General features: G+C 59.9%; 20 protein-coding genes and 1 other annotated feature. Of the genes, 14 read left to right on the forward strand and 6 right to left on the reverse strand.

Annotated elements, in window-relative coordinates; all coding sequences use genetic code 11:
- Positions 1 to 90: 90 nt before the first annotated feature.
- The 5 genes from metE to asd all read left to right on the forward strand — a co-directional run bounded on the left by metE (position 91) and on the right by asd (position 5,952).
- Positions 91 to 2,370 (forward strand): 5-methyltetrahydropteroyltriglutamate--homocysteine S-methyltransferase, encoded by a 2,280-nt coding sequence (gene metE / locus ACFO3S_RS05625; protein ID WP_378093210.1) that lies wholly within the window; start codon positions 91 to 93, stop codon positions 2,368 to 2,370.
- 215 nt (positions 2,371 to 2,585) lie between these two features.
- Entirely contained in the window at positions 2,586 to 2,906 is a 321-nt protein-coding gene (locus ACFO3S_RS05630; protein WP_378093897.1) for a YnfA family protein, read from the forward strand.
- 37 nt (positions 2,907 to 2,943) lie between these two features.
- Positions 2,944 to 3,513 (forward strand): GNAT family N-acetyltransferase, encoded by a 570-nt coding sequence (locus tag ACFO3S_RS05635; RefSeq protein WP_378093212.1) that lies wholly within the window; start codon positions 2,944 to 2,946, stop codon positions 3,511 to 3,513.
- Positions 3,514 to 4,034: 521 nt separating this feature from the next.
- Positions 4,035 to 4,301 (forward strand): CD3324 family protein, encoded by a 267-nt coding sequence (locus tag ACFO3S_RS05640; protein ID WP_378093214.1) that lies wholly within the window; start codon positions 4,035 to 4,037, stop codon positions 4,299 to 4,301.
- A gap of 162 nt (positions 4,302 to 4,463) precedes the next feature.
- Positions 4,464 to 4,726 (forward strand) — a binding site (T-box leader).
- A gap of 140 nt (positions 4,727 to 4,866) precedes the next feature.
- Entirely contained in the window at positions 4,867 to 5,952 is a 1,086-nt protein-coding gene (gene asd / locus ACFO3S_RS05645) for an aspartate-semialdehyde dehydrogenase (protein WP_378093216.1), read from the forward strand.
- A 66-nt stretch (positions 5,953 to 6,018) separates the two neighbouring features.
- Here asd and ACFO3S_RS05650 read toward each other — a convergent pair whose 3' ends face one another.
- Together ACFO3S_RS05650 and ACFO3S_RS05655 are read right to left on the reverse strand one after the other, a co-directional pair.
- A complete protein-coding gene (locus ACFO3S_RS05650) occupies positions 6,019 to 6,834 on the reverse strand; it encodes an undecaprenyl-diphosphate phosphatase (protein ID WP_378093218.1) in 816 nt (271 codons plus the stop codon).
- A gap of 79 nt (positions 6,835 to 6,913) precedes the next feature.
- Positions 6,914 to 7,792 carry a LysR family transcriptional regulator gene (locus ACFO3S_RS05655; protein WP_378093900.1) on the reverse strand — a complete coding sequence of 293 codons (879 nt, stop codon included), beginning with the start codon at positions 7,790 to 7,792 and terminating at the stop codon, positions 6,914 to 6,916.
- A 127-nt stretch (positions 7,793 to 7,919) separates the two neighbouring features.
- On the opposite strand from ACFO3S_RS05655, the gene zwf reads away from it, so the two are divergent.
- The 5 genes from zwf to ACFO3S_RS05680 all read left to right on the forward strand — a co-directional run bounded on the left by zwf (position 7,920) and on the right by ACFO3S_RS05680 (position 16,017).
- Positions 7,920 to 9,431, forward strand: coding sequence for a glucose-6-phosphate dehydrogenase (gene zwf, locus ACFO3S_RS05660; RefSeq protein ID WP_378093220.1), 1,512 nt, complete (start codon positions 7,920 to 7,922; stop codon positions 9,429 to 9,431).
- On the forward strand, positions 9,409 to 11,406 hold the full coding sequence (gene tkt / locus ACFO3S_RS05665) for a transketolase (RefSeq protein WP_378093222.1): 1,998 nt from the start codon (positions 9,409 to 9,411) through the stop codon (positions 11,404 to 11,406). The genes zwf and tkt overlap by 23 nt, the downstream gene beginning before the upstream one ends.
- A gap of 63 nt (positions 11,407 to 11,469) precedes the next feature.
- The gene (gene fsa, locus ACFO3S_RS05670) at positions 11,470 to 12,135 is read left to right on the forward strand and encodes a fructose-6-phosphate aldolase (protein WP_378093224.1); all 666 of its coding nucleotides are present in this window, start codon (positions 11,470 to 11,472) and stop codon (positions 12,133 to 12,135) included.
- Between the two features lie 84 nt (positions 12,136 to 12,219).
- A complete protein-coding gene (gene gndA, locus ACFO3S_RS05675; RefSeq protein ID WP_378093226.1) occupies positions 12,220 to 13,626 on the forward strand; it encodes an NADP-dependent phosphogluconate dehydrogenase in 1,407 nt (468 codons plus the stop codon).
- Between the two features lie 237 nt (positions 13,627 to 13,863).
- Entirely contained in the window at positions 13,864 to 16,017 is a 2,154-nt protein-coding gene (locus tag ACFO3S_RS05680) for an S-layer homology domain-containing protein (protein ID WP_378093228.1), read from the forward strand.
- Between the two features lie 61 nt (positions 16,018 to 16,078).
- On the opposite strand, the gene ACFO3S_RS05685 is transcribed toward ACFO3S_RS05680, so the two are convergent.
- The 3 genes from ACFO3S_RS05685 to ACFO3S_RS05695 are packed head-to-tail and all read right to left on the reverse strand — an operon-like array spanning position 16,079 to position 17,515.
- Positions 16,079 to 16,693, reverse strand: a complete 615-nt coding sequence (locus tag ACFO3S_RS05685; protein WP_378093231.1) for an SCO family protein — start codon at positions 16,691 to 16,693, stop codon at positions 16,079 to 16,081.
- On the reverse strand, positions 16,690 to 17,160 hold the full coding sequence (locus ACFO3S_RS05690) for a disulfide oxidoreductase (RefSeq protein ID WP_378093233.1): 471 nt from the start codon (positions 17,158 to 17,160) through the stop codon (positions 16,690 to 16,692). Before ACFO3S_RS05690 ends, ACFO3S_RS05685 begins: the two co-directional genes overlap by 4 nt.
- A complete protein-coding gene (locus tag ACFO3S_RS05695) occupies positions 17,153 to 17,515 on the reverse strand; it encodes a c-type cytochrome (RefSeq protein ID WP_378093235.1) in 363 nt (120 codons plus the stop codon). The genes ACFO3S_RS05690 and ACFO3S_RS05695 overlap by 8 nt, the downstream gene beginning before the upstream one ends.
- Before the next feature lie 233 nt (positions 17,516 to 17,748).
- On the opposite strand from ACFO3S_RS05695, the gene ACFO3S_RS05700 reads away from it, so the two are divergent.
- The gene (locus ACFO3S_RS05700) at positions 17,749 to 18,414 is read left to right on the forward strand and encodes a response regulator (protein ID WP_378093238.1); all 666 of its coding nucleotides are present in this window, start codon (positions 17,749 to 17,751) and stop codon (positions 18,412 to 18,414) included.
- Here the strand turns inward: ACFO3S_RS05700 and ACFO3S_RS05705 are convergent.
- A complete protein-coding gene (locus tag ACFO3S_RS05705; RefSeq protein ID WP_378093240.1) occupies positions 18,375 to 19,292 on the reverse strand; it encodes an AraC family transcriptional regulator in 918 nt (305 codons plus the stop codon). The two genes, ACFO3S_RS05700 and ACFO3S_RS05705, sit on opposite strands and share 40 nt — an antisense overlap.
- Positions 19,293 to 19,451: 159 nt before the next feature.
- Between ACFO3S_RS05705 and ACFO3S_RS05710 the strand changes: the two genes are divergently transcribed.
- From ACFO3S_RS05710 to ACFO3S_RS05720, 3 genes are all read left to right on the forward strand, one after another.
- Positions 19,452 to 21,560, forward strand: a complete 2,109-nt coding sequence (locus ACFO3S_RS05710; protein ID WP_378093242.1) for a glycoside hydrolase family 52 protein — start codon at positions 19,452 to 19,454, stop codon at positions 21,558 to 21,560.
- A gap of 168 nt (positions 21,561 to 21,728) precedes the next feature.
- A complete protein-coding gene (locus ACFO3S_RS05715) occupies positions 21,729 to 23,300 on the forward strand; it encodes a response regulator transcription factor (protein WP_378093244.1) in 1,572 nt (523 codons plus the stop codon).
- Between the two features lie 24 nt (positions 23,301 to 23,324).
- On the forward strand, positions 23,325 to 25,061 hold the full coding sequence (locus ACFO3S_RS05720; RefSeq protein WP_378093246.1) for a sensor histidine kinase: 1,737 nt from the start codon (positions 23,325 to 23,327) through the stop codon (positions 25,059 to 25,061).
- Positions 25,062 to 25,109: the final 48 nt, after the last annotated feature.

A 25,109-nucleotide genomic window follows, 5' to 3' on the forward strand; every position in this document is an offset into this window, starting at 1 on the left:
GCTATAACTGGATATAGGATATGCGAGTTACACTATACCCGAAAACCCGTGTTATCTTCTTCGTAACAACTTGTATAGGAGTGTTACGAGATGGCGCAAAGCAGTCTATTGGGTTACCCGCGGATCGGCGCGGATCGGGAATGGAAAAAGGCGCTCGAGGCGTTCTGGGCGGGCAAGCTGGAGGAAGCGGAGTTTCTGGATCGGCTGCGGGAGATCCGGTTGACCCATCTGCGCAAGCAGAAGGAAAAGGGCATCGACCTGATACCGGTCAACGACTTCAGCCTCTACGACCACGTGCTGGACACGGCGGCGATGTTCGGCATCGTCCCGAAGCGGTTTCGGTACGAGGGCGGCGCGGTTCCTCTGTCCGTCTATTACGGCATCGCCAGAGGAACGAAGGAAGCGGCCGCCAGCGAAATGACGAAGTGGTTTAACACGAACTACCACTACATCGTCCCGGAGCTGGACGGGACCGAGCCGGCGCTGACGGAAAACAAGCCGCTGCTGGCGTATCGGGAAGCGAAGGAGAAGCTGGGCATCGACGGCAAGCCGGTGCTGCTCGGGCCGCTAACCTTCCTGAAGCTGGCCAAAGGCTACGACAAGGCGGAGACGGACGCCTGGCTCGAGCGCCTGCTGCCTCTCTACGTCCGGGCGCTGCGGGAATTGGCGCTTGAAGGAGCGCGCTGGGTTCAGATCGACGAACCGATCGTCGTCACTCGAATCGGCGACGAGGACGTTCGAAGACTGCAAACGATCTACGGGACGATCGCCGCGGCGGTGCCCGAGCTGAATGTCATGCTCCAGACGTATTTTGAATCGGTCGATCGCTACGCCGACATCGTGAATCTGCCTGTCAGAGGAATCGGTCTGGACTTCGTTCACGGTCTGTCGGGCAACTTGGCTGCCGTTCGCAAGCATGGCTTCCCGGCGGACAAGGTGCTGGGCGCGGGCTTGATCGACGGGCGCGGCATCTGGAAAGCGCCGCTCGGCGAGAAGCTGGACGTGCTGGAGGAGCTCGGCCGTCATGTCGAATCCGACCGGCTGATCGTCCAGTCGTCCTGCAGTCTGCTGCACGTCCCGGTCACGGTGGCTAGCGAGAAGAAGCTGCCCGCGGAGCTGAAGGGGGCGCTGGCGTTCGCGGACGAGAAGCTGGAGGAGCTCGCGCTGCTGACCCGGGCCGCATCGTCTGGCAGAGCGGCGATCGCAGACGATGCGGAGCGCAGCGAGCGCGACGTCCAGAAGCTGAGGCAGTCGGCCGAGCGCAACCGCGCGGACGTGCAGCAGGCGGTCGCCAAGCTGAGCGCGCAGGAGCCCGCGCGCAGCCGACCGTTCTCCGAACGCCGAATCGCGCAGCAGGAGAAGTGGCGGCAGCCGCTCTTCCCGACGACGACGATCGGCAGCTTCCCGCAGTCGGCGGAGGTGCGTAAAGCCCGCCAGCTCTGGCGCAAGGGCGAATGGGACGGAGAGCGTTACGCCGCCTTTATTCGCGAGCAGATCGATCTGTGGATCAAGCTGCAGGAGGAGATCGGGCTGGACGTGCTCGTTCACGGCGAATTCGAGCGGACCGACATGGTCGAATTTTTCGGCGAGAAGCTCGCGGGCTTCGCCTTCACGCAGAACGGCTGGGTGCAGTCCTACGGCTCCCGATGCGTGAAGCCTCCGGTCATCTACGGCGACGTCGCGTTCGAACGGGCGATGACCGTCGAGGAGACGAAATACGCGCAATCGCGGACGTCCCGTCCCGTCAAAGGGATGCTGACCGGACCGATTACGATTATGAACTGGTCGTTCGTCCGCGACGACATTCCGCGCGAGCGGATCGCTTACCAGCTCGCCTATGCGCTCAGACAGGAAGTGGAGGCGCTGGAGCGGGCGGGCATCGGAATGATTCAAGTCGACGAGCCGGCCGTGCGCGAAGGACTGCCGCTGAAGGAGCAGGACCAGGCCGATTATTTGACCTGGGCCGTCAAGGCGTTCCGCATGACGACATGTACGGTGCGGGACACGACGCAAATCCATACGCACATGTGCTACTGCGAGTTCCACGACATGATCGATTCGATCAAGGCGATGGACGCGGACGTCATCTCGATCGAGACGTCACGCAGCCACGGCGAGCTCATTCACAGCTTCGAGGAGAACACTTACAAGCTTGGCATCGGGCTGGGCGTCTACGATATTCACAGCCCGCGCGTGCCGGACGTGGAGGAGATGAGCGGCATGATCGATCGCGCCCTGCGCGTGCTCGATCCTCAGCTGTTCTGGATCAATCCCGACTGCGGCTTGAAGACGAGAGGCCGTGAAGAGACCGTCGCCTCGCTGCGCAACATGGTCGAAGCGACGCGGATCGCCCGCGCGAAATACGCGTGAGTGGCCGACGGCTAGGAATCTTATTCGGCGTCCGCGAACGGAACCGGAGGAAGCCGCTTCCTTCGCCCGTTGGCGGCGCGGGGAGGACAGGAAGCCCTTCGAAGTGGTAAAATAAGACGAACAGGAGGCTGTTTCCCGGAAGGGGGACAGCCTCCGCGAGTCGGCGTTGGCCGAACGACTTATTTTCTGGACGAGGAAGGGGCGCCATTGTGGCATTGTCGATAGCGATTTTCGTGCTGGCCGGCCTGGCCGAGATCGGCGGGGGTTATCTGGTATGGCTGTGGCTGCGGGAATCGAAGCCCTACTGGTACGGCATAGCGGGCGGCATTATTCTGGTGCTGTACGGAATTATTCCGACGCTGCAGAGCTTTCCGTCGTTCGGCCGCGTGTATGCGGCTTACGGGGGCGTGTTTATCGTATTGGCCGTGCTGTGGGGCTGGTTCGTCGACAAGAAGACGCCCGATCTGTACGATTGGATGGGCGCCGCGATCTGTATCGTCGGCGTATCGATCATGCTGTGGGCGCCAAGACATTAAAGTAACCGACACCAGGACGATTGGAGAAGACAGGCGTATGGAGCACTGTGCGACGGACCGTTGGGATGAGGCGATGTGGGCGGAGGCGGATGTCATCTACCGGGAGGCGTTTCCCCGGCATGGGCGGAAGAGCGAAGCGATCGTCCGGCGCATGTTCGAACGGGGCTTGTGCGCTCTGCATGTGTGGCGCGAGCAAGGCGCGGCCGCAGCGATGGCGCTGACGGCATTCGACGACCGCTCCGGCGCGCTGATTGTCGATTATCTGGCCGTCGGGCGCGTCTGGCGGGGCAGAGGCGTCGGGAGCCGCTGCATCGGGCAGCTGCGGAATTGGGCGCTTGCTGCGAAGCCGGATTGCCGCGGCATCGTCATCGAAGTCGAAGCCGAGGAGACGGAGGAGAACGCCGGGCGCATCCGTTTCTGGACAAACGCGGGCTTTCGGCTGACGGACTACGTGCACGCCTATGTCTGGGTGCCCGAGACGTATCGGGCGATGGCGCTCAGCTTCGATCCGGCGTCCCCGCTGCCGGACGACGGCCGGGAGCTGTTCAAGGCGATTACGCGCTATCACGAACGAGCTTACCGGAACCCCGGGCGCGGCCGCTCGTGACGGCCCGCCGTGTCTTGTCCGCGAAGGGGTCCAGGCCTTCTCTGCAGTCCGCATTTAGCCCTTACCAGCCCGTGCCAGTCCGTACCAGTCCGTACGTCCGTATTAGTACTACCCGCCCGTACCCGTCCGTACAATTGTCCGCGAGGATGCAGGAGCGTTCTCCGCCATTTGTAAAGTTTGGTTATAGCCGTTTATTCTCTTTTGTCCGCTGGCGTTCGGTCGTACAATAAAGGTGTCGGGCCTGACGAATTTGCGGGAAAGGAGATGATCGAATTGATCTGCCATCCTGAGGTGATCTCCGCGTAGTCGGAGAGCGCCGCTTAGGGAGGAGGCCGCGAGGCCTCCTTTTTCATCGTTGTGCAAACAGGCAACTTTCAATATACTGGAAGCGCGAGCGCTAGGCTCGTCATTTTGTCGTCTCGACAACCCCAAGCCCGGAAGGAGGCGTAGATTCATGGTAAAGGCAGACGCGCAACGGATCGTGTCCATCGACCGCATGCTCGATACGAAGGAGGGCCAACTTGATCTACAAAAACGGGAGAGATGTGCTTCCCCCTAGCTTGCTTCAGGAGCTGCAAAACTACGTCGGCGGCGAGCTGATCTACGTCCCCAAGCCGAACGAACGGCGCGCCCGATGGGGGGAGGTCAGCGGAACGAGGAAGCTGCTGGCGGAGCGCAACAAGGAAATATGCCGGCTGTACGCGGGCGGGATGACGGTCGCCGAGCTGGAGGCCCGATTCCATCTGTCCGGTGACAGCATCCGGAAAATTGTCGTCAAATCGCCTTAATGGGCCGCAGCCCGCGCTTAGCGCGGGTCCCGATCTGAATCAGCTCCGCCCTGAAAACGTTGTTCTGCCGATCTCAAGGACGGCGTGAGCCGTTTATGCCGGGGCGGCGGAAGAAAAAATAGCTTTACCTGAGGGGCGTTATTTGATAATATAGTCGCAATAACAAATGCGACGAAGAGAAGAGTAGGTAAAGCCGTTCTTTCGCAGAGAGCTCCGGAGGCTGGGAAGGAGTAAAGAAGACTTTATCGAAAAAAGACTCTGAGCAGCACGCCGGAACTTCGACCGCGAAGGGGTGGCGCGACAGGAGCTCCTGTTACAGAGCTAGAGTATAAGCATTGCTCGGCAATGCCGTACTTGAAGAGGCGGATATGGCGACATATCGGCGAATCCAGGGTGGTACCGCGAGCGACAATCTCGTCCCTAAGGCTAATGTCTTGGGGGTGGGATTTTTTTGTTGGAGGCCGGAGCCGGTCTCTGCGGAGTCGGCGCACCAATACGGACGGCATGAATAGTTAATAGGTTAAGCACCCGATTTACAGGTCAGGATGAAAGGACTGGGATAACGATGTCGAATAAACTAAAAGTCGGTATTGTCGGAGGAACGGGGATGGTCGGCCAGCGATTCGTTCAATTGCTCGACGGCCATCCGTGGTTTGAAGTGACGGCGATCGCGGCCAGCGCGAGCTCGGCGGGCAAGACGTACGAGCAATCCGTTCAGGGCAGGTGGAAGCTGGAGGGCGCGATCCCGCAAGCGGTGAAGGGCATTGTCGTTCAGGACGCTTCCCGGGTGGAGGAGGTCGCCGCCCAGGTCGACTTTATTTTCTGCGCGGTCGATATGAAGAAGAATGAAATTCAGGCGCTGGAGGAAGCCTATGCCAAGACGGGGACGCCCGTCGTCTCCAACAACTCGGCGCACCGCTGGACGCCGGACGTGCCGATGGTCATCCCGGAGATCAATCCGGACCATCTGGACGTGATCGCCGCGCAGCGGAAGCGGCTCGGCACGGAGACCGGCTTCATCGCCGTAAAGCCGAACTGCTCCATCCAGAGCTATGTGCCGATGCTTCACGCGCTGCAGGAATTCAAGCCGACGAAGGTCGTCGCCTCGACGTACCAGGCGATCTCCGGCGCAGGCAAAAACTTCTCCGACTGGCCCGAAATGATCGATAACGTCATTCCTTATATCGGCGGTGAGGAAGAGAAAAGCGAGCAGGAGCCGCTGCGCATCTGGGGCAGCGTCCAAGACGGACAGATCGTCAAGGCGAGCGCTCCCCTCATTACGACGCAGTGCATCCGCGTTCCGGTGACCGACGGCCATCTTGCGACCGTGTTCGTGTCGTTCGAGAACAAGCCGGAGAAGGAAGAGATTTTGAACCGCTGGCGCGAGTACCGGGGACGTCCGCAGCAGCTGGACCTGCCGAGCGCGCCGAAGCAGTTCATTACGTATTTCGAAGAAGAGAACAGACCGCAGACGAACCTGGACCGCGATATCGAACGCGGCATGGGCGTGTCGGCGGGGCGTCTTCGCGAAGACGCCCTCTACGACTACAAATTCGTCGGCCTGTCGCACAATACGCTGCGCGGCGCAGCGGGCGGCGCGGTGCTGATCGCCGAGCTGCTGAAAGCCGAGGGCTATATTCAGCCCAAGTGAACCAAGAAGGGGCTGTCCGGAGTCGAGTAGACTTCCGGGCAGCCCCTTGTCGTTGAAGATCGGAATTTACGATAGGAAGAGAAGCATTAAAATGCCGGCGGCGAAGCAGTAGTAGGCAAAGTATTTCAGATTGCCTCTAGCCATCATTCCCATAAACCATCTCATCGAGAAGTAAGTGACGACCAGCGTCGTCAGGAAGGCGATCAGGTAAGGAATCGCGAGCTGGGCGCGGTTCGGATCGCCGGCGATGTCGGATGCGCCGAGAACGACGCCGCCCAAGCTGGCGGGTATATAGAGCATAAAGGAAAATTTCAGCGCCGTCTCCTGCTTCATCCCGACGGCGATCGACGCGATGACGGTCGCGCCGGAACGGCTGATGCCGGGAATCAGCGCGAACGCTTGGGCCAGACCGACCAGGAGCGAGTCCTTGACCGACAGATCTCCGTCCAGCTTGCGGCCGCGCAGATTGCGGATGAGCCACAGGGCGACTCCCGTCACCAGCAGCGTAATCGATACGGTATGCACCGAAGTGAAAATCTCCTCGATCTGATCCTTGAACAGCAAGGCAGCAATGCCGGCCGGCACCGTGCCGATGACGATGTACAGGCAGAACATAAAGTCCGGCTTGTATTCCGCCTTGCGTGTGAGCAGAAAGCGGCCGGCTCCTGAGATGAGCTTGCCGATCTCCCGGCGATAAATAAAGCAAATCGCGATCAAAGACGCCGTGTTCGTCAAAATTTCAAAGCTAAGACCGTTCTGCTTCAATCCGAGCAGCTTCTGCGCAACGATGAGATGGCCGCTGGAAGAGACCGGAATCGGCTCGGTCGCCCCTTGAACGACGCCGAGAAACAAGTATTTCAGCCATAGTACGAATTGTTCCATTCTACCTCCGGAGTTCTCCACTTTTTTTCTATCATCGTATCGCAACTCGTCCCGTATTGACAACCGTAGGTTTCGCTCGTCATCCGATCAATTCCATGAATCGGGCGGCCGCGCTGGACAGCGGCATGTTTCGTTTCGTCATGATGCCGACCCGGGAGGGAGGAATCGGGAGGTCCAGCGCGATCTCGAACAGCGAACCCTCCTCGAGCTCCTTCGACACGAACTCTCGGGTCACGAAGGAGATGCCGAGACCTCTACGGGCGAATTCGATCAGCAGATCCACGCTGCCGACTTCAATCTCCGGCTTGATCGCGTATCCGTAGCTTTGGAAGATTTCGGTGATCGTCATCCGCGCCCGGCTGTTGCGGGAGAACAGGATGATCGACTGCTCGAGCAGCATGTCCGGCGTCAGCAGCTTCCCTTTAAGCTCCGCATAGCGCGCGCCTGCGACGAAGCAGTCCTGCAGGCTGAAGCTCTCCCGCACCTCCAGCTGCGGATCGACGATCGGCATGCGCACGACGCCCAGATCGATTCTCCCTTCCTTCAGGAAAGCGATCACCTCCGGGGTCGTCCCGTGATTCAGATGGAGGCGGACCCCTGGATACCGCGCGTGAAAGTCCTCCAGATAAGGAAGCAGATAATGCTTGAACAGCGAATCGCTGCCGCCGATTCTCAGCTCGCCGCTTTCCAGATTTTTGAGGGCGGCCATTTGTTCTTCGGCGAGAGAGATGAAGATGTGCGACTGCTCGATGTAAGAATACAAGATGGCGCCCTCCTGCGTCAGCTCGACCCCTTTGGCGGTCCGATAAAACAAGCTGATGCCGAAGCTCGTCTCCAGCTGCTTGATGGCGTGGCTGACGCTCGGCTGAGTCAAATACAGCGCCTTGGCCGCCTGGCTCAGACTGCCCGTCTTTGCCGCCCAATAGAACACCTTATATAGCTCGTAATTGTTTGTTATAGACATGGTTTATAGCTCCTGTAAAATATATTAATTACTTATATGGCTTCTATTCGTATTATAGTGAAACTACGCAATAGTTACCAGACTGGCGCTTTATCGCGCATGGTGGGAGGAGCAGGAGAAGATGGAGCCTACGACATTTGTTCTGTTCGGAGCGACAGGGGATTTGGCGAAAAGAAAAATATACCCTGCTTTGTATAATTTGTTCGTCGACGGCAAGCTGCCGCAGTCGTTCTCCTTGTTCGGCCTCGGAAGAAGGGAATGGACCGACGAATCTTTTCGGGCCAACGTCGAGCAGTCCGTTCGTCAATTTTCCCGGCGCGAGGCGGAGGATGGTGATTCGCTGCAGCGCTTCGTGCGCATGTTCCGCTACAGCGTGCTGGACATCGGGCGCAAGGAGGACTACGCCAGCTTGCTGAAGCGCGTCGAAGAGCGGGAGGAAGCGCTTGGCGCCCCGCCGAACCGATTGTTTTACTTGTCGGTCGGCCCCGACTTTTTCGAGACGATCGCGGCTCATATTTTGGAGAGCGGACTGGGCTCCGAGCGCGGATGGAAGCGTCTCGTCATCGAGAAGCCGTTCGGGCACGACCTGGCGTCGGCCCGCGAGCTGAACCGCAAGCTGAGCCAGACGTTCGCCGAAGAGGAAATCTTCCGCATCGACCACTACCTCGGCAAGCCGATGGTTCAGAAGATGGGGGCGCTGCAGCAGGCCAATCCGGCCATCCAGGCGCTCTGGACGAACCGTTACATCGCCAACGTCCAGATTACGGCCAGCGAGACGGTCGGCGTCGAAGAGCGCGCCGGCTATTACGATCATGTCGGCGCCGTTCGGGACATGTTCCAGAATCATATGCTGCAGCTGCTCATGATGGCGGCGATCCATTTGCCCCACGAAAGCAGCTCCGAGCAGGTGCGCTTTAAGAAGAAAAAGGTGATGCAAGCCGTCGTGCCGCTGCAGAAGCAGGATGTCGCGGCCAAAGTCGTTCGCGGCCAGTATGCGGCAGGCGCCATTTCCGGCAAGCCGGTCGCCGGCTACCTGTCCGAGCCGGGCATCGCCCCCGGCTCGATGAACGATACGTTCGTCGCCGCCAAGCTGGAGATCGACGACATCTACTGGCGCGGAGTTCCTTTCTACATTCGCACAGGAAAGAGGATGAAGGAAAAAAGCACGCGCATCGTCGTCGAATTCAAGGAGCCGCTGCAGTCGTCCTCTCCTTCGGGAGAAGAGCGCGGCGCGCCCAATTTGCTCGTCTTCGAGATCGGCCCGAAGGAAGGCATCACGCTGCAGCTCAATACGAAGGAGGACGGCGAATTCAAGCCGCTTCGCGTCGAGCTTCACGGCGCCCAGGACAACGTTCCCGAGGCGTACGAAAATCTGATACACGACGCGCTGCGCGGAGACGGCACCTTCTTCGCCCATTGGGACGAGGTCGAGCTAAGCTGGCAGTGGGTGCAGCCGATCCTCGACGCGTTCGCCGACGATTTGGCGCCCTTGCGCCCTTACGCTGCCGGCTCTTACGGACCGGCCGAAGCCGCCGAGCTGCTCGCGCGGGACGGCTATCGCTGGTGGTTCGACGAAGAGCCTGAAACTATAAGCGAAAAAGGAGAACAGTATGCCTACAACGCAAACTATTGAACAACTCGCTATCGACACGATTCGCACGCTGTCCATCGACGCGATCAACGCTGCCAACTCCGGACACCCGGGACTGCCGATGGGAGCCGCGCCGATGGCCTACACGCTCTGGTCCTCGCATTTTAATCACAACCCCGGCAACGCCAAGTGGTTTAATCGCGACCGCTTCGTCCTGTCGGCCGGCCACGGCTCGGCGCTGTTGTACAGCCTGCTGCACCTGTCCGGATACCGCGTGACGATCGACGATCTGAAGCAATTCCGCAAGCTGAACAGCCGAACGCCGGGCCATCCGGAATACGGCCACACGGACGGCGTCGACGCGACGACGGGACCGCTTGGTCAAGGGATCGCGATGGCGGTCGGCATGGCGATGGCCGAGGCTCACCTGGCGGCGAAGTTCAACCGGGACGGCTTCCCGGTCGTCGACCATCATACTTACGCGCTTGTCGGCGACGGCTGTCTGATGGAGGGAATCTCCTACGAGGCGATGTCGATGGCCGGCCATATGAAGCTTGGCAAGCTGATCGTGCTCTACGATTCCAACGATATCTCCCTGGACGGCGACCTCAGCCTGTCTTTCGGCGAGAACATTCGCCAGCGGGCGGAGTCGGTCAACTGGCAGTATTTGCGCGTCGAAGACGGCAACGATATCTCCAAGATCGGCGAGGCGATCGCGGCTGCCAAGGGGAACGAGGAGCAGCCGACGCTGATCGAGGTTCGCACGATTATCGGCTACGGCAGCAAGGCGGCGGGAACGAACAAGGTGCACGGCAACCCGCTCGGCAAGGAGGAGGCCAAGGCGACGAAAGCGGCGTACCGCTGGCCTTACGAGGAAGAATTCACGGTTCCGGCCGAGGTCAAGGCCCATTTTGACAGGCTCAAGCAGGCGGGCGCCGCGAAGGAGGAGGAATGGAACAGGCTGCTGGCCGCATACAAGACACAGCATCCTTCCCTGGGGCAAGAGCTGGCTCAAGCGATCGACGGCACCGTCGCCATTGCGTCCTCCGACATTTTGACGTTCGACGCCGGAAAATCGGTATCGACCCGCGTCGCCAGCGGCGAAGCGATTAATCACTACGTGAAGAGCGTGCCGTCCTTGTTCGGAGGCAGCGCGGATCTGTCCCACTCGACGATGACGGACATGAAAGGCGAGAGCAAGTTCGCCGTCGATTCTTATGCGGGCCGCAACGTCTACTTCGGCGTTCGCGAGCATGCGATGGGCGCGGCCGGCAACGGCATGGCGCTGCACGGCGGAGTGAAGCCCTTCGTCAGCACGTTCTTCGTCTTCTGCGATTATTTGCGCCCTTCGATTCGTCTCGCCGCGCTGCAGAAGCTGCCGGTCGTCTATGTCTTCACCCACGATTCCATCGCCGTCGGGGAGGACGGGCCGACGCACGAGCCGGTCGAGCATCTGGCCGCTCTGCGCACGATTCCGGGACTTACCGTCATCCGTCCGAGCGACGCCAACGAGACGGCAAGCGCATGGGCGTATGCGCTGGAGCAGAAGGAAGGCCCAGTCGCTCTCGTGCTGAGCCGACAAAATCTGCCGCTCTTCGAAGAAACGAAGGCGAATAAGGACAGCGTCGCCAAGGGAGCCTACGTCCTGACGGAGACAAACGCCAAGCCCGAGCTCCTGCTTATCGCGACCGGCTCCGAGGTATCCTTGGCCGTGAACGCCAAAGCCGAGCTGGAGAAGGACGGCCGGTCCGTGCGCGTCGTGGCGATGCCGGGCAGAGAGCTGTTCGAGCGTCAGTCCGAGGCGTACAAGGAAAGCGTGCTGCCTCGCTCCGTCACGAAACGGATTGCGATCGAAGCCGGCATCGCGCTCGGCTGGGATCGCTACGCCGGCCCAAGCGGCCAGGTGTTGTCGATCGACACGTTCGGCGCTTCGGGACCGGGCGGCGAGGTGATGGAGTATTTCGGCTTCTCCGTCGGGCATGTTGTCCGTCTGGCGAAGGACTTGTTAAAAGAGTAAAGCGAAGATTTGTTAAACGAGCAAGTTGTTAACGTTATTAAATAAAATGGAGGCTGATCTCTAATGAAATTTTTTATCGACAGCGCGAACCTGCAGGACATTAAGAAGGCGTACAAAGTCGGCGTTCTCTCCGGCGTAACGACGAATCCGTCTCTCGTCGCCAAAGAAGGCGTCAAGTTCGAGGATCGGATCGCGGAAATTTTACGGGAAGTGCCCGAGGTAGAGTCGGTATCGGCGGAAGTGACGCCGGACGCGGTCACGGCCGAAGAGATGATCGCTCAAGCGAACGAGCTGATCAAGATTAACAATCACGACAAAAACATCACCATCAAGCTGCCGATGACGCTGGCCGGGCTGGAAGCATGCCGCTACTTGAGCAAGAAGGGCGTCAAAACGAACGTGACTTTGATCTTCACGGTGAATCAAGCGCTGCTTGCGGCTCGCGCCGGAGCGACTTACGTATCTCCGTTCCTCGGACGTCTCGACGACATCTCCGAAGACGGCGTGCAGCTGGTGACGAAGGTAGCCGAGCTGTTCCGCACGCACCAGCTGGATACGCAGATTATCGCCGCTTCCGTACGCCATCCGGATCACGTCACCCGCGTGGCGCTGGCCGGCGCTCATATCGCGACGATCCCCTTTGCGGTCATCGAGCAAATCTCGAAGCACCCGCTCACGGATCAAGGACTGGAGAAGTTCGCCGCCGACTGGAAAAAGGCCGTGCAATAAAGCTGTACCCCGGCCCTTGCCACTGGCCTCCGGCGGGTGGATCAATATTTGTCTATATCAATAGTGGATGGGGAGGAAGCTGCAGTGAGCAAACAGCAAATCGGCGTCGTCGGCTTGGCCGTTATGGGAAAAAATCTTGCGCTGAATATGGAAAGCAAAGGCTTCTCCGTTGCCCTGTACAACCGCTCTCCGGAGAAGACGAAGGAGCTGCTGGCGGAGGCGGAGGGCAGAAACTTCGTCGGTACGTACAGCGTTGAAGAGTTCGTGGCTTCGCTGGAGACGCCGCGCAAAATTTTGATCATGGTCAAGGCCGGGCAAGCGACGGACGCTACGATCGACCAACTGGTGCCGCACCTGAGCCCCGGGGATATTCTGATCGACGGAGGCAACGCCTATTTTCCCGATACGCAGAGAAGAAACAAAGAGCTGCAGGAGAAAGGCTTCCGCTTCATCGGAGCCGGCGTATCAGGCGGCGAGGAGGGCGCGCTTCACGGACCGGCCATTATGCCAGGCGGACAGAAAAGCGCGTACGAGCTGGTCGAACCGATTCTGACCGCCATCTCGGCGAAGGTCGGCGGCGATCCCTGCTGCACTTACATCGGAGAAGACGGGGCCGGCCACTACGTAAAAATGGTGCACAACGGCATCGAATACGGCGACATGCAGCTGATCGGCGAAGCGTATCACTTGCTGAAGGACGTGCTCGGAGTCGGAACGAACGAGCTGCACGAGATTTTCTCGGAATGGAACAACGGTGAGCTGGACAGCTATCTGATCGAGATTACGGCGGACATCTTCTCCAAGACCGACCCGGAGACGGGCAAGCCGATGGTCGACGTCATTCTGGACTCCGCGGGGCAGAAGGGCACGGGCAAGTGGACGAGCCAAAGCTCGCTCGACCTCGGCGTTCCGCTGTCGATTATTACGGAATCGGTCTTCGCGCGGTTTATTTCCGCGATGAAGGAGGAGCGCGTCGCCGCCAGCAAAAAGCTGGAGGGACCTGCGGCACCGGCTTACGAGGGCGATCGCGGCGAGTTTATCGAGGCTGTGCGCCAGGCGCTCTATGCGAGCAAAATCGCCTCTTACGCGCAAGGCTTCGCGCAGATGCGCGCGGCTTCCGGGGAGTACGGCTGGAACCTGAGCTACGGGGATATCGCGATGATCTTCCGCGGCGGCTGCATCATTCGCGCCAGGTTTCTGCAGAACATCAAGGACGCCTACGATCGCGATCCGGGGCTGTCCAACCTGCTGCTGGACGACTATTTCGGCGGCGTTGTCCAATCCTATCAGGCGGCTTGGCGCAAAGTGGTCGCGACGGCCGTAGAGAGAGGCGTCCCGGTGCCGGCGTTCGCCTCTGCGCTGGCGTATTACGACAGCTACCGGACCGAACGTCTGCCGGCCAACCTGCTGCAAGCGCAGCGCGACTACTTCGGCGCGCACACGTTCGAACGCGTGGACCGCGAGGGAAGCTTTCATTTTCAATGGATTTAACGCAACACCAGACGGCGACAGGGCCCGCAGCCTTCGCCGTCTTTTTTCTGCGCTGTCCTACGGTTCCGGCTGGTGACCGCGCGCGAGGCAGGAGCGCTCTTGCTCCGGCTGACCGTCCCGCCTCGCTTCCGTGTCGGCTTTTCTGCAGGAGAACTCGGGGAAAAGGGAGCTCGCACGTCCGCCATGAAACTTCCTGCCCTTTCCACTCGTTAGTAGAGGAAGAAAGGGGTGCATTCTATGAAAAAAAGTGGCTTAACTGATCGTTTCAAAGGATTATGGGCGCTGCTGCTGATCTTCGCGTTGATCGGGCAGTCGGCGGGCTCCGCCTGGGCGGCGGAAGGAGGAGGCGCGGACAGCCAGGCCGGGGGGCAGACCGGACCGTCTCCGTTGACGGAAAGCATGCGGCAGGCGATGGAGAAAGCGGAGAGCCTGCTGCTGGAACAGGAGTCGCTTCCGGATTGGGCGGCCGTCGGACTGGCGCTGAACGGTAAGACCCTTCCCGAGAGCCACATGCGGAACAAAGCCGACGAGCTGCTTGAGAACCGTGGCCGCTATGACAAGGTGAGCGATCTTGCGCGCGCAATGATCGAATATACGGCGTTCGGAGGGGATGTGAAGTTCGTCGCAGGGCTCGATCTATATCCGGTGCTGATGAATCATCCCGGCATGGAGAAGGAAGGGGTGCTCGGACTGGCGCTGGCCTTTATGGCGGGCAATTATTCGTATTCGGGCACGCTGGCCCGCACGGAATGGTATCCGGACCTGCTGCTGAACAGGCTGGTGAATCTGCAAAGGGACGAGGGAAGCTGGGCGTTCTCGGCCGAGGAGGCGGAGGGCAGCGTGGAGGCGACGGCGCTGGCCCTCGCAGCATTGGCGCCGTTCGGAGATTCGGAGCCGACGAGGCGCGGTCTCGAATGGCTGAAGGCGAGGCAGACGGAAGACGGCGGGTTTGGCGGAACGACCGGAACGGCGCTGGTCGTTATCGCGCTGTCCGCGTTTGAGATCGACGCGGCCGCTTGGACCCGTCCGGAAGGCAGCCAGCCGCTGCAAGTTCTGGAGAGCCTGCTGTCGGAAGCCGGAAAAGCCGGGGAGGGCGGCGCGAGCTTGGCGGAGACGGCCGAGGCTTATCTCGCTTTAACGGTGTACAGGCTGTTCCTGGACGGCGAACAGGTGCTGGGCAGCCTCTGGCAGCGGCCGGAAGCTAGGGACACGGTCACCGTTCGGATTGAGGGACCGGAAGGAACGGTGGCGGAAGGATGGGGGCAGAGCGGCGACGCGCTGTCGTCCGCCCTCGCCTTCCTGGAGAAGGAAGGAATCGCCTACAAGGTGAAGGAGGACGGGAACGGCGAGCGATCGCTCGACTCGATCGCGGGAATCGGCAGCGGCCGCTATGGCGGCAAGGACGGCTGGAGGCTGGCCGCTCGCTCCAAGTTCGGCAGCTGGCTATTTCCGGAGAATGCTCCGGAAGGACTGAGGCTCTCCGCCGGAGACCGCTTGTTCGTCTATTACGGCTCCGACAACACGGCGCTGCTCGATATGCCGGTAATCGAATATTACAGCGGCAATCAGGGCTATACCGGCTCCCCGGTGCTGGCGGGCACTTCCTTCAGGATCTATGTCAAAAAGGCGAATCGCTACCTGGGCGGGCTGCCTGCCGAAGGCGTAACCGTAAGCGTGGGCGGGAAGACGGCGGTGAGCGACGCCGAGGGCAAAGTCACGTTCGCCGGCCTGAAGCCGGGCGTTTATCGGATCAAGGTTGCCGGATACCGGAACAATGCGGCGCCGTCGCTCGCCAGAGACGACTACCCGCTTCGCGTATCCGCTCCGGAGCTGTCGACCTACTCCGATCAGGCGCAGGTGTCCGAATGGGCGCGCTATGAGCTGGCGAATATTCTGACGCACGGCTACATGGAAGGCGTGAAGGATAAGGTGTTGGCCCCGAAGCAGCCGCTCACGCGCGCGCAGTATGCGATCATGCTGCTTCGCTTGCTGAACGAGCCGGCCGATCAGGCGGCGGGCGGAACGTTCTCCGACGTGCCGGCGGGCAGCTGGTACAGCGGAGCGCTGGCGAAGGCGGCGAGGCTCGGATTGACGGACCGGACGTCGGGACGATTCGAGCCGGATCGCGCCATTACCCGCGAGGAGGCTGCCGTCATGACGGCCCGCGCCGGAAGGCTGGCCACTTACGGAACCGCCGAGCGAATGGCTTTCTCCGACGTCGCCGGGTTGCCGGAGGCGAGCCGCCATGCGATTCAAGCCGTGTTCGAGCACGAGGTGATGACCGGAAACGCAGGCCAGTTTCATCCGAAGCAGACGCTGGTTCGCGAGCAGGCGGCTGCTATTCTCTCCCGCATGCATACGCTGCTGTATTCCGACGGCGCTTTTACGTGAGGGATGCTCTAGACAGCGCAAGACTCCGACCCGCGCGGCAGCGAGTCGGAGTCTTGCTTGTTTACGTTTCGTCAAGGAGCGAAGCAATATCCTTCAGCACCTGGTCGTTGTCCATGCCGTCTCCCATCTCGTACACCCGGCGGATCTGCCGGTCGGCGTCGATCAGCTGAAGCGAAGTGACGTTATGCACAAACTGTCCGTCCCCGAGGTTCACGACGTTGATGCCGTATTCGGCGGCGATTTCCTTCGTCTCGGCTTCTTCCCCCCGCAGCAAATGCCAGCCGTTCATGTCGATGCCCATCCGATCCGCGTACTGCGCGAGCGCCTCCGGCGTATCGCGTTCGGGATCGAAGGTGACCGCAACGAGCCGAACCTTGCTGCCGAACCAATTTTGCCGCTTTAATTCCTCCTGCAGCTGCACCATTTTGTAAGTCGTCACAGGACAGATATCGGGACAGCTTGTGAACATAAACTCCATCAGCACGACTTGCCCCTCATGGTCGCTCGCCTTCACGAGACTTCCGTCCACATTCGTCAGCTCGAATTCCGGCGCGGGCTTCACGACCGGCAGAGCGGAACCGGCGCTGTTGGACAGGAAGACGAAGTAGACGGCGATGCCGAGCACGGCAGCCGACAGCGCAGCGGGGAATAAGTAGCTTCTTAGTCTCGGATTCATGGCATCCCTTCCTTGCTTTCGTTATCCGAACGACGGGCCAGCAGCAGAGAGACGAAGATAAGCGCGAATGCGGTCAGCGCCAGCATCGGAACGGTAATGAAGCCGAATGCGTTCAGCACGTCCTCGGCACAGGAGGTTGGCCCGCAGAACGGGCCGGATTCGCCGTGAGGCAGCTCCTGAACCGCGATATGGTAGACGGAGAACGCGCCGCCGATCGCCGTCAGCGGCAGCGCGCCGGCTGGCACGAGCGGTTTCCGCCCGCGCCAGGACGCGACGCCGAGCACGATCGTCAGCGGATACATGAAGATGCGCTGATACCAGCACAGGCTGCACGGCGTAAAATGCAAATACTCGCTCAAATAGAGGCTTCCCGCCGTCGCGGTCACCGATACGGCCCATGCGACAAACAGCCAGCTGCTCGAGCTCATCGGCTTGCGAATGGTCGACACCTCCGATCCGTTATTCATGAGAGGCCAGCCACGTCGCAATCGTAATGATCTCGTCCTCCGTCAGCCGGTTCTCGAAAGCCGGCATGCCCCGCTTGCCTTTCTTGATCGTTTCGTACAGCTGTTCCTTCGTCATCGACGAGCCGACTTGCGCAAGCGCGGGCCCGACGCCGCCCTGAAGCTGATCGCCGTGGCAGGAGATGCACAGCGCCCGGTAAATCTGCTCCGACGCTTCCGCGTCGACGGCCCGATCCGGAACGGCGAAAGCCGGTTCTTTGTCTGCGGCCGGCTCCTTCTCCGGCAACGCAGTCGCCAACAAGTAGACGCCGAATACGCAAGCCAGCGCAATCAACCCCGACATGAACCATTTGTTCATGCGAAGACCTCCTCCTCGTTTCCATTTTCACCTTCATCTTAGCAATCGCCTTACCCGTCCGCTATAGCTCGAAAGGGCCACAATCGAGCCGCGGGAGCCCCTTCCGACAAAATAAATTCACACTTTGGGCGTATTTATAGCTCTCATGAGTCATCTGCTAACGAGTCCGATTCGGTAAAATGACCGTAAGCGAAGGGGAACGACGGAAGGAAACGACGGAAGGAGGGACGGCCGTGAGCGGGACCCGGTTTCGCGTAATCGTCGTCGACGACAGCGGTCAGGCAAGGGAAGGCATTCGGATGATTCTCGGGAGCGATCCGCAGTTCGTCATCGTGGCCGAGGGAAAGAGCGGGGAAGAAGCGCTCGCCTTGACGGAGCTGTGGATGCCGGACATGATCCTGATGGACATTCATATGCCGGATATGGACGGCCTTGAAGCGACGAGGCGGCTGAAGGAGAAATATCCGTACGTCAAAATCGTCATCGTGACGATATCCGACGATATCGCCCACTTGTTCGACGCCTTGAAGAAAGGGGCCCAGGGCTATCTGTTGAAAAATCTGAATCCGAAAGCCTGGCTGGAATATTTGCGGGCGATCGCCGTTGACGAGGTGCCGATGACCCGCGAGCTGGCCTTTCGGATTCTGAAGGAATTTTCCCAGACGGCGGAGCGTCCGAAGTCCGAAGCGAACCCGCTCACCGCCAGGGAGACGGAAATTCTCGGGCTGGTCGCCCGAGGGATGTCCAACCGCGACATCTCGGCGGAGCTGAGCATTTCGGAGCATACGGTCAAAAATCATCTGAAAAACATTTTGCACAAGCTCCATCTGGAAAACCGCGTTCAGCTCGCCAGATACGCCTACGAGCAGGGATGGATAGGGGGAACGCCCATCCGGTAATCGCGCGGGGACACCCCCGTCCAGCGCTTGAACTGGCGGCTGAAATGGGCGATGTCGCGGTAGCCGAGCAGATGGGAAATATGATCGACCGACAGCGAGGTATCGCGTAGCAGGCGCATCGCTTCGTCGCGAATCATCCCCGACAGGTAATGCCGGGGAGAGACGCCGTACACCTTCTTGAACAGACGGTTGCAGTGCGATTCGCTAATGCCGATTCGGCGGGCGATATCGCCGATCATCGGGCGTTCGTCGTTCGGATGGCCGTGATAGATCGGCTGCTTCGCCGCGGCATGAATCAGCGATTCGATCAGGTGGGCCGTCTCCGAGTGAGGCGGCCTTCCGTCTTCCGCAGCCTCCGATCCGGCATATCGCGCGGAGCAGAGCTTGGACAGCAGCTCGTAGAACGATGCCTGCATGCCGGTTCGGACCGCCAAATCGTACGGCCGGTCCGATACGGCGACGCTCGCCAGCTTGTCCAGAACGCGCCGTCCGGCGTCGTCCTCCGGGGAGCGGCCGGATCGCGCCGGCTGCCGGCCGGAACCGAGCAGATGAACGAGCGGGGGATCGTCGATCTCAAAATGGAGGCAGAAATAGACAAAACCGTCGGCGGAGCCCGCCCCGCTCGAGTGAATGTCTCCCGGACGGATCAGGACAAAGTCGCCCTGTTCGAGCCGGCAGGCTTTGCCGTTGACGACCATCTCCTGGCAGCCGCGCAGCACGTAATTGATCTCGTACTGCTTGTGCTCGTGCGAAGGATAAACCCATTTGGCGTTTACTTCCCTTACGTGCATGAAGGAAATATGGTGGGCGGCTCTCAGATCCGGCACAAAGTGCTCCGAGACGCTGTTTTTTCGCCCTGTGCGAAGATTGGCATCCATCCGGCACAGCCTCCTCCGGTCGATCATTCCGTCTTCTTATTGTATCAGATAATGGCTCGATTTGGGTAAATAAAAGGAGAGATATGAGCATGGAACGTCCGCGGATGCGATGTTACTTTTGGAATAGAAGCATAAGCACGCAAAGGAGAGAACGTAACGATGAACCTTTTTTACAATGCCCACCATTCGCCGATCGGCGCTTTCGCCAGCTTTACGCTGGGCTTCAAGGGCGCGTCGGGGGGCCTCGGGCTGGAGCTGGGCAAGCCGGCCGATCAGAGCGTTTACATCGGCGTGGAGTCGGCAGGCGGCCAACTTCTGTACCGAGCCCTGCCATTCTATGAAAGCGCTGTCGACGAGAGCAGAAGATACGATGTGGAGAAGGAGGCGGAGGAGGACTCCGGCGCGCTCCGGATCGTTCCTTACGCCGACGGCGACATTCGCAGAGAGCTCCGCCTGGGCACCGACACCTGGCAGGCGGAGGATCTGGCGTTCCGGATCTACTCCCCGGCCCGGCCCGTACCCGATCCGGAGCAGGCGACGGCGGAGGAGCTGAAGGATGCGCTGCTGCCGGCGGTGTTCGCGGAGCTGACCGTCGATAACCGTTCGGGCTCGCGAAGCCGGCGCGCCTTCTTCGGATACCGGGGCAGCGATCCTTATTCGAATATGCGCCGGCTGGACGACACGACGGGCGGAGAGCTCAGAGGGGTCGGACAGGGTCATCTCACCGGCATTGCGACCGACGATCCTTCGGCCAAGTCGGCGATGGGCTTCGGCATGGAGCGAATTCTGGGCGAGCGGCTCGAGGAGAACTGGACGTTCGGACTGGGCATGACGGGCGCCGTTCTCGTCGACGTGCCGGCGGGGGAACTTCGCACGGTCCGATTTGCGATTTGCTTCTACCGGGGAGGCGTCGCCACGTCGGGCATGGAGACGAGCTACTATTATACGAAGCTGTTCGGGAATATCGAGGAGGTGGCCCGCTACGCGCTCGCTCATTTCGACCGCTTGACGGAAGCGTGCGCGCAGGCGGACGAAGAGGTCGAGGGGTCCTCGTTAAGCGAGGATCAGAAGTTTATGCTGCGCCATGCCGTGCATAGCTATTACGGAAACACGCAATTGCTCGCCGGCAAGAACGGCAGGCCGCTCTGGGTCGTGAACGAAGGCGAGTACCGGATGATGAATACGTTCGACCTGACGGTAGACCAGCTGTTCTTCGAGATGAAAATGAATCCGTGGACGGTCCGCAACGTGCTCGATCAGTTCGTCGACCGCTACAGCTACGAAGACTCCGTCCGCTTCCCCGGAGAGAGCGAGCTGTATCCCGGCGGCATCAGCTTTACGCACGACATGGGCGTCGGCAACGTGTTTTCCCGGCCGTCGTACTCCTCCTATGAAATGTACGGCATAGACGGCTGCTTCTCTCATATGACGCACGAGCAGCTCGTCAACTGGATTTTGTGCGCGGCCGTATACGACGAGCGCTCGGGCGACCCCGATTGGCTGGAAAGCCGGTCCGGCCTGCTTCAGAAGTGCTTCCGGAGCATGGTGAACCGGGATCATCCCGATCCGGGCAAGCGCAACGGCCTGATGGGACTGGACAGCTCCCGCACGATGGGCGGGGCCGAGATTACGACGTATGACAGTCTGGACGTATCGCTCGGGCAGTCCAGGAACAATCTGTATATGGCCGGCAAGTGCTGGGCGGCCTATGTCGCGCTGGAGAAGCTGTTCGTCCGTCATGGCCGGCCCGAGCTGTCGGAGGAAGCCGGGCGGCAGGCGGAACGCTGCGCTTCGACGATCGCCTCGCAGTTGAACGGGCAGGGCTATATTCCGGCGGTTATCGGGGAGGGCAACGACTCCAAAATTATTCCGGCGATCGAGGGCCTCATCTTTCCCTACATGACGGGGAACGAGGAAGCGCTCGACGAGAACGGCCGGTTCTCCGCCTATTTGCGGGCGCTGCGCACGCATCTGGATCACGTATTCTCGACCGGGGCGTGCCTGTTCCCGGACGGGGGCTGGAAGCTGTCCTCGACCAGCGGCAACTCCTGGCTGAGCAAAATCTATTTGTGCCAGTTCATCGCCCGCCGCATTATCGGATTCCCGTTCGCGGACGGGGGCGAGGCGGCCGACGCCGCGCATGTCGGCTGGCTGACGCATCCCGAGCTGTCTTACTGGAGCTGGAGCGACCAGATTTTGTCGGGAGAGATCATCGGCAGCAAATATTACCCGAGAGGCGTTACCAGCGTGTTATGGTTGGAGGAATGAGTCCGAAGCCGGCCTGGCCCGATACGCTGCCGCGCAACCAGACGCCATAACCGAGGATGAAAAAGCGGTCGATCAGGCTCGTTCCTGAACGGCCGTTTTGCGTCGATTCATTTCGTTGGGGATTCAAGTGTGCAAGCGATTTCAGTTAAAGGCGAAAGGATGTGCAAGATGAGAAAAGCGGTTGTGGTGGACGACGAGGGATATGCGCGCAAAGGGCTGATCGGGCTCGTTCCGTGGGCGAAGCTCGGCTTCGAAGTCGTCGGAGAAGCGGAGGACGGCGAGGACGCCTATGCGTTCATCGACGAGCATCGGCCGGACGTAGTCATCACGGATATCCGCATGCCCGTCATGGACGGTCTGGAGCTGATCCGCCAAGTGCGGGAAAGCGGCAACAGAGAGACGAGATTCATCATTATTAGCGGCTACGGAGACTTCAAGTACGCCCAGCAAGCGGTACGTTACGGCGTGGAGGACTACTTGCTCAAGCCGATCGACGAGAACGAGCTGGCCGGCACGCTGGAGCGGATCGCGGCCGCATCGGACAGCGTGCATGCCCGGAAGGAAGCCGAGGAGCGCCTGATCCGGGCATCCGCGTTCGAGCGCCTCTTGACGGGCCGCGCGGACGAGACGTTTCCTGCGGAGGCGGCCCGGATTCTGGGACTGCCTCTCGGCAAGCCGCTGCGCTGCGTCACTGTGGAAATCAACGATGCGCGGACGGGGGCAAGCGAGACGCATGACGCCGAGCAGCTGGAAAGCGCGAGATTGGCGCTCTGCGAAGCGGTCGCCGCCGCGACCGACGGCCGGACGCCCGAACTGTTCGTCAGAAGCTTGACCGAGATGAATTTTCTGCTGTTTGGGGAGCTGGGCGCGGACCGCGTCCGAAGGCTCGGCGAGCGGCTGGTCCGGGCGGCGGGCTCCCCGGCCGGCGGAGTGCCTCGGGTCTATGCGGGCGCCGTCGTTCCGGGTCTCGGGCAGGCCGGAGAATCGTACGCTTCCGCAGCGGACCTGACGCGCTTCAAGTACGCCCTGGACAGGAGCGTGCTCGTGCACGAGGACGCCGCCGGTCAAACCGTCGCCTATAGGGAATGGGACGCCGCTCTGCTGTCCGAGCTGATCGAAACGCTGGAGGAGCGCGACGAGGAGAAGATGACCCAGAGCGTCAACCGATTGTTCGAAAAGTTTCGCGAGCAGCGGTTTTCTCCGGATTCCGTGCAGGCGTCGATTAACAGGTGCGTCCACCGGATATGCGGCGTCATCCAGACGATGAAAGGGGACGAAGGGGCGATCGCTTCGCTGCCTCGTCTGCTTCGGGGACACCGGGAGCCGAGAACGCTTAACGGCCTTAAATATCTCCTGTTGACGTTTCTGAAGGAATGCGCGGATTACATGTCCGAGCTGCGAAGCGCGATGACGAAGGGCGATATCGGAAAAATCAAGCATTATATCGACAGCCACTTCAGCGAAAACCTCAACCTGAAAAGCATCTCCAAAACGTTCTATATGAATCCGGTTTATTTGGGCCAGCTGTTCAAAAAGACGTACGGCGTATATTTTAACGAGTATTTGCTTCAAATCCGCATCGCGGAAGCGAAAAGGCAGCTCAGGCAGACCGACCGCAAAGTGTACGAGATCGCCGCCAGTGTCGGCTTCGGCAATGCGGACTACTTCGTGTGCCAGTTCGAGAAGGTCGAGGGCAGAACGCCGACGGAATACAAGAACGCCATATTGGAGAAGGCTTAAGCGGCGCAGGGGGGCTTGCGGAATATGAAAATAGGCGTCGCCTTGAACAACGTCCGGCTCAGGAACAAGATGCTGATCGTCTACTTTTTGTCCGTGTTCCTGCCGGTGCTTCTGACCAACGTGCTGTTCTATACGATAACGAGCAACAACGTCAAGAAGCAGAAGATGCAGGATCTGTCGCTGGCGATCGAACAGATCCGCAACGAATTTCAATACCAGATCGACGCCGTCATCGGCATCTCTTCCGTCCTCTACAACGATTCCATCCTGAACGACTACCTCGACAAGAAATACGACAGTCAGGCCGATTACGTCATCAACTACCATTCGTACACGATGGATATGTTGGAGAAGTACGCCCCTATCTATAGAGCCATTCAGCGAATTACGCTGTATACGAACAACGATACGATTATTAACGGCGGATACGTGCTTGCGCTTTCCCCGGAAACGAAGCGAAGCGGCTGGTATCGCAAGCTGGAAAGCTCGGGGGTCTCCACCCCGATCATCGTCAAAAACGGAGCTTCCGCAACCGAGCCTTCGTTCAGCATCGTCCGTCGAATGAGCGGCCCCGCGGGGCAGGAAAATTTCGAAAGAGTGCTGAAAATCGACCTGCACCCGGAAATGATCAAGATGACGCTCAACAATGTGACGCTGCCCGGCAACGTCTATCTGCTCGCCGACGGCGAAACGCAATACGTCGCTTCGCCGAGGGAGCACGGGATCGGAGAAGCCGAAGCCTTCGAAGAGGAAGGCAGCGGAATCCTCTCGCTTGAGCAAACTTTCCCTGAATCCAGCTACCTGAAAAACTGGGCGATCGCCGGGAAGTTCCGGGAAAGCGAAGTGCTTGAAGACGTGCGCAAATCGAGGGAGTTCGTCGTCTATATGGCGCTGCCCAACATTCTGGTGCCCACGATCGTTATCGTCCTGTTTACCCGCTCCCTGAACGAACGGCTGATCCGGATTCTCAAGCAGATGAAGCGGGTGAAAAATCACAGCTTCGAGACGATCGACCGCGAAGAAACGAAGGACGAGATCGGCCAGCTGACGATGGAGTTCAACCGAATGACGCTGCAGATCCGAAGTCTCATTCATGACGTGTACATGGCGGACATTCAGAAAAAAGAGCTGCAGCTCAAGCGCAACGAAACGCAGCTTCACGCGCTGCAAAGCCAGATCAACCCTCACTTTCTGTTTAATTCGCTGGAGACGATCCGCATGCGAAGCATCATGAAGTCGGAGGAGGAGACGGCGCGGATCATTCACCATATGGCGAAAATCTTCCGCAAGTCGCTCTCCTGGGGCAAGGATATGGTGACGGTCAAGGACGAGCTGGACCTGGTGGAAAGCTTCCTGCAAATCCAGAAGTACCGGTTCGGAGACAAGCTGGATTACGTCATCGAAGCCGACGCGGAATGCGCGGGCGCCCTCATTCCGAAAATGACGCTGCAGCCGCTGGTGGAGAACGCGAGCATTCACGGAATCGAAGCGTTGAAGCACTCGGGCATGATCCGGGTAAGCGTGCGCCAGGCGGAGGAAGGCATCGTCTGCAAGGTAAGCGACAACGGCGTCGGAATCGAGGCCGCCGAGCTGGCCAGACTGCTCGAGGATGTGCGGAACAGCGAGGAAATCGGGGACCGCATCGGCGTCCGCAACGTGTTCATGCGATTGAAGCTGTTCTACGGCGATCGCGCCCGCTTCGACATCAAGAGCCAACCGGGGAGGGGAACGACCGTCGAGATCGGGATCCAGCCTCTTTAATTTACAAAGCGGGATATATAGTTTATCGGGTAAACAAAGGTCTTCCGC

Origin of the sequence: Cohnella hongkongensis (assembly GCF_042654645.1) — a bacterium.
In the GTDB taxonomy this organism is placed as follows: Bacteria; Bacillota; Bacilli; order Paenibacillales; family Paenibacillaceae; genus Cohnella; species Cohnella hongkongensis.